At 71.1% G+C, this 3,608-nt stretch carries 3 protein-coding genes and 1 pseudogene; 1 reads left to right on the plus strand and 3 read right to left on the minus strand.

Going from position 1 to position 3,608, the window contains the following annotated elements:
* The first annotated feature begins 5 nt into the window (after positions 1-5).
* Complete coding sequence (locus D7V97_RS41260) at positions 6-1,136, plus strand: type II CAAX endopeptidase family protein (protein WP_233583567.1); 1,131 nt, start codon at positions 6-8, stop codon at positions 1,134-1,136.
* A 111-nt stretch (positions 1,137-1,247) separates the two neighbouring features.
* Here D7V97_RS41260 and D7V97_RS41265 read toward each other — a convergent pair whose 3' ends face one another.
* The 3 genes and pseudogenes from D7V97_RS41265 to D7V97_RS41275 form a co-directional block, all read right to left on the minus strand.
* Positions 1,248-1,463 (minus strand): DUF5818 domain-containing protein, encoded by a 216-nt coding sequence (locus tag D7V97_RS41265; RefSeq protein ID WP_120616025.1) that lies wholly within the window; start codon positions 1,461-1,463, stop codon positions 1,248-1,250.
* Positions 1,460-3,274 carry a S8 family serine peptidase gene (locus D7V97_RS41270; RefSeq protein WP_120616026.1) on the minus strand — a complete coding sequence of 605 codons (1,815 nt, stop codon included), beginning with the start codon at positions 3,272-3,274 and terminating at the stop codon, positions 1,460-1,462. The genes D7V97_RS41265 and D7V97_RS41270 overlap by 4 nt, the downstream gene beginning before the upstream one ends.
* A 154-nt stretch (positions 3,275-3,428) precedes the next feature.
* A pseudogene (locus tag D7V97_RS41275) lies at positions 3,429-3,608 on the minus strand (alpha/beta hydrolase); the annotation flags it as partial.

Below are 3,608 nucleotides of genomic sequence, written 5' to 3' on the forward strand. Positions count from 1 at the left end.
CCACCGTGCCGCCGCCCCTCCATCCGCCCCACCCGGCGCTCGCGGCGGCGCTGGCCTTCGGCCTCTTCGTGACGCTGGGGGCCGTCACCCAGCTGCTCAACCCCGGCTTCGGCGTGTGGTTCACGGAGGTTTTCCTCTTCCTGGGCCTCGCGTGGGTGATGCTGCGGCGCTCGGGCTTCAAGCCCGCCGGGTACACGGGCCTCACGCCCTTCCTGGGACCGCCCGCGCTGTTCGGCTTCCTGCTGGGCGTGGCCAACTTCTTCGCGGTGGTGGTGCCCATCCAGTTCCTGGCGCAGCGGGTTGCGCCCTCGTGGCTGCGGGAGATGTTCGACGCCTCGCGCCTCTTCGAGGGCCAGACGTCCGTGGAGCTGGCGCTGCTGCTGGGCGGGGTGTCGGTGGCCGCGCCGCTGTGCGAGGAGTTCTTCTTCCGCGGCCTCTTCCAGCGCGCCCTGACCCCTCCGGCCCCGGCCTCGCCCTGGCGCGCGTTGATCATCTCCTCGGTGGTGTTCAGCGCCTTCCACCTGGATCCGGTGGGCTTCCTCGCGCGCGCGGAGCTGGGGCTGCTGTTCGGCTGGCTGCTCCTGCGCACCGGCTCGCTGTGGCCGGGCATCGCGGCGCACGCGGCCAACAACATCGTGTCGTCGGTGCTGTTCCTCGTGGCCACGCACTCGGGGCTGGCGAAGGACGGGGCGACGGACGACGTGACGGACTGGCGCGCCGTGCTGGGCCTGGCGCTCGTCGGGTGGACGGGGCTGCTGGGCCTGCGCGCCGCGTCCCGGCACTTCCCCACCGTCTGGGGACGGGGCACGCCGCCGACCGACGACGAGGTCCGCGCCACGAAGCCCGTGCCGCTGTTCGCCCTCCAGTTGCTGCCGTGGGTGGTGGTGGCGACGCTGTCCCTCGTCGGCCTGGGGCTGGTGGACGGGCGCGGCGTGTCGCTGAGCGTCTACGACATCCAGCACCCGGTGCCGCCGCTGTCGAAGAACGCGGACCCGGGCCTCCAGGCGGAGCGCAAGGCGCTGCAGCAGCTGCGCAAGAGCGTCCGCAAGGGCGAGCTGCCGATGGAGGTCTACGAAGAGGAGCGGCTCCGGCAGGCCCAGGCGCACGCGCCCGTCAAGTCCAAGGCCACCCGCTGAAGACCCACGGTCGCCCTGCCCTCGCGGGCGCGGCAGGGGCCTTCCTGAAATGAAACGGCCCCCGGGCTTTCGCCTGGAGGCCGTGCCTTCCACGACGCCGCGCTGTCGGCGTCAGTCCGCCTTGTACGAACTGACGTGGAACACCGGCCCCACCATGGCGGTGGTGACGGCGTCCTTCTGCACGCTGCCCTCGGCGGAGATGCGCTGACCGTCCTTCTTGATCTTCCGGTCGCCGCCCGCCAGTTGGTACGTCTTGCCGTCGTCGCCCTTCAGGACCCAGACGCCGCCTTCGAGGTCCTGGTACTGCACCGTGCCGGAGAGCTTCATGCGTCCTCCCGCTTGAGCATCGCGCGAGCGATGACGAGGCACACCACCGTGTTGAAGCCCAGCCACGGCTTCGCCAGGAAGGTGAAGGGCATCCACGCCAGCGCCGGAGCGCCCGCCCACGCCGCGTAGGCCAGGAAGCCCGCGAAGCCGAGCGCCAGGCCGCCCACCGCCGGACGGAAGCCCCGCCACGCGATGGCCGGCAGCGAGAGCACCAGCGGAATCAACGCGCTGTAGAACAGCGGGTTCACCGTGCCGCGCCCGAAGATGATCCGCTGCCAGTCCGGGATGGGCAGCGAGGCCACGTTCACGACGTCGCCCGCCGCACCCGAGGCGCCCGTGAACCACGTGCGCAGGAAGAAGAAGCCCACCGTGGACAGGACCAGCGGCACGAGGAACGCCGGGCGGAAGAGGATGTTGAGGAAGCCCGGACGCTCACGCCCGCGCAGCGTCAGCAGCACCAGCGCCAGCAGCGCCGCGCCCCACGCGAGCGGCTGCCAGTGGGGCGTGCCGCCCGTGAACGCCTGCAGCGACGCGTTGGCGTTGAGGACGCCGTGGCCGTACTGCTCGGACCAGGCCTGGTCCCCCTGCGCCTTCGCCCCGGCGTAGAGCGCCTGCTCCACCTCGTCCGGGCCCTTGGCGCCAGCGCCGTAGAGCATCGCGGCGACCGCGGCCACGTGCGGGGCGGCCATGCTGGTGCCCTGGTACCAGGCGTAGATGGAGCGCGACGGGTCGCGAGGGTCGATGGTGTTCTGCAGGATGCCGCCCGAGTCGCCCTGGCGCTTGTCGCCACCGGGCGCCGCGATGTCCAGCTCCTTGCCATAGGACGAGTACGGCGAGCGCGTGCCGTCCGGGCCCACCGCGCCCACCGCCACCGCGCCCGGGTACGCCGCGGGGAACTCCACCTTGCCGCGCCCGGTATTGCCCGCCGCGGCCACCACGGTGACGCCCTTCTTGCGCGCGTACTCCACCGCGCTGGCCATGACCTGGGAGTAGCTGCCGCCGCCCAGCGACATGTTGATGACCTTCGCGTCGTGGTCCGCCGCGAAGCGGATGGCGTCCGCGATGTCCGCGGAGGTGCCGCTGCCGAAGTGGTTCAGGACCTTGATGGGCATCAGCGTCGCTTCGAAGGCCACGCCCGCCACTCCCTCGCCGTTGTTGGTGGCCTGAGCGATGGTGCCCGCCACGTGCGTGCCGTGGCCGTGGTCGTCGTTGGCGTGCTCGTCGTCGTTGACGAAGTCGTAGCCCTTCACGAACGACACGCCCTTCAGGTCCGGCACCTGCTTGAAGTCGTCGTGGTCCTCGTAGGCGATGCCCGTGTCGATGACCGCCACCACCACGCCCTTGCCCCGGTTGCCGTCCCAGGCCTTGGGCATGTCGATCATCTTCAGGTTCCACTGCGCTTCGTACTGGGGATCATTCGGCGTGTAGCTGCTGTGCACCTGGAGCAGCGGCTCCGCGGACTCCACCGCCGGGTGCTGGCGGATGCGCTGGAGCACGCCCTCCACGTCGTCCACGCCCACCGCCAGCGTGACGCCCGTCTGGGGCCCCTCCAGGGAGTTGAACTCCAGGTCCAGGCCCCACTGGGCCTCCCAGGAGTCGAACTCGGCCTGGGTGGTGCCGTCCTTGAAGTCCACCACGATGGCCCCGGACACCACGTCGTCCGAGCCCGCCGCCACGGCCTCCGCCTGCTCCGCTTCGAGCGCCGCCACGTCCGGTCCGGCCGGGACCTCCGGCTCCCGCGATGCGGAAGCACACGCCGAGGCCGACAGGGCCAGCGCCGCGAGAACCACGTTCCATTGCCTCATCCGCATCGGGACACTCCTTGAACGAAGACGCCTCGAAGACCCACTACGAACGAATGGCGGGACGATTGGGTCTGCCCCGTCAGTCTGTTCGCCCCCCGGTCGGCCGTGCAAGGCGACGAGGGTAAAGAAATGTGAAGAAGTCCGGAGGTTTGCACGCCCCCTACCCGCCCGACAGCCGCTGGAGCCACGCCGCCGCGGCCCGCCCCACCTGGGGAAGGTTGCGGTGGAACGTGGCGCCGGCATCGTCGATGACCTCTAAATCGCCCCCGGCCTCCGCGACAGCCGCCGCCAGCGCCGCCCGGGGCAGGCGTTTGTCCTCCGCCCCGACAATCACCAGCAG

Origin of the sequence: Corallococcus sp. CA053C, from assembly GCF_003611675.1 — a bacterium.
GTDB lineage: Bacteria > Myxococcota > Myxococcia > Myxococcales > Myxococcaceae > Corallococcus.

Excerpts from the sequence above, each read along its gene's own strand:
- D7V97_RS41270 (WP_120616026.1), bottom strand. The coding sequence starts at position 3,274 with ATGCGGATGAGGCAATGGAACGTGGTTCTCGCGGCGCTGGCCCTGTCG.
- D7V97_RS41265 (WP_120616025.1), bottom strand. The coding sequence starts at position 1,463 with ATGAAGCTCTCCGGCACGGTGCAGTACCAGGACCTCGAAGGCGGCGTC.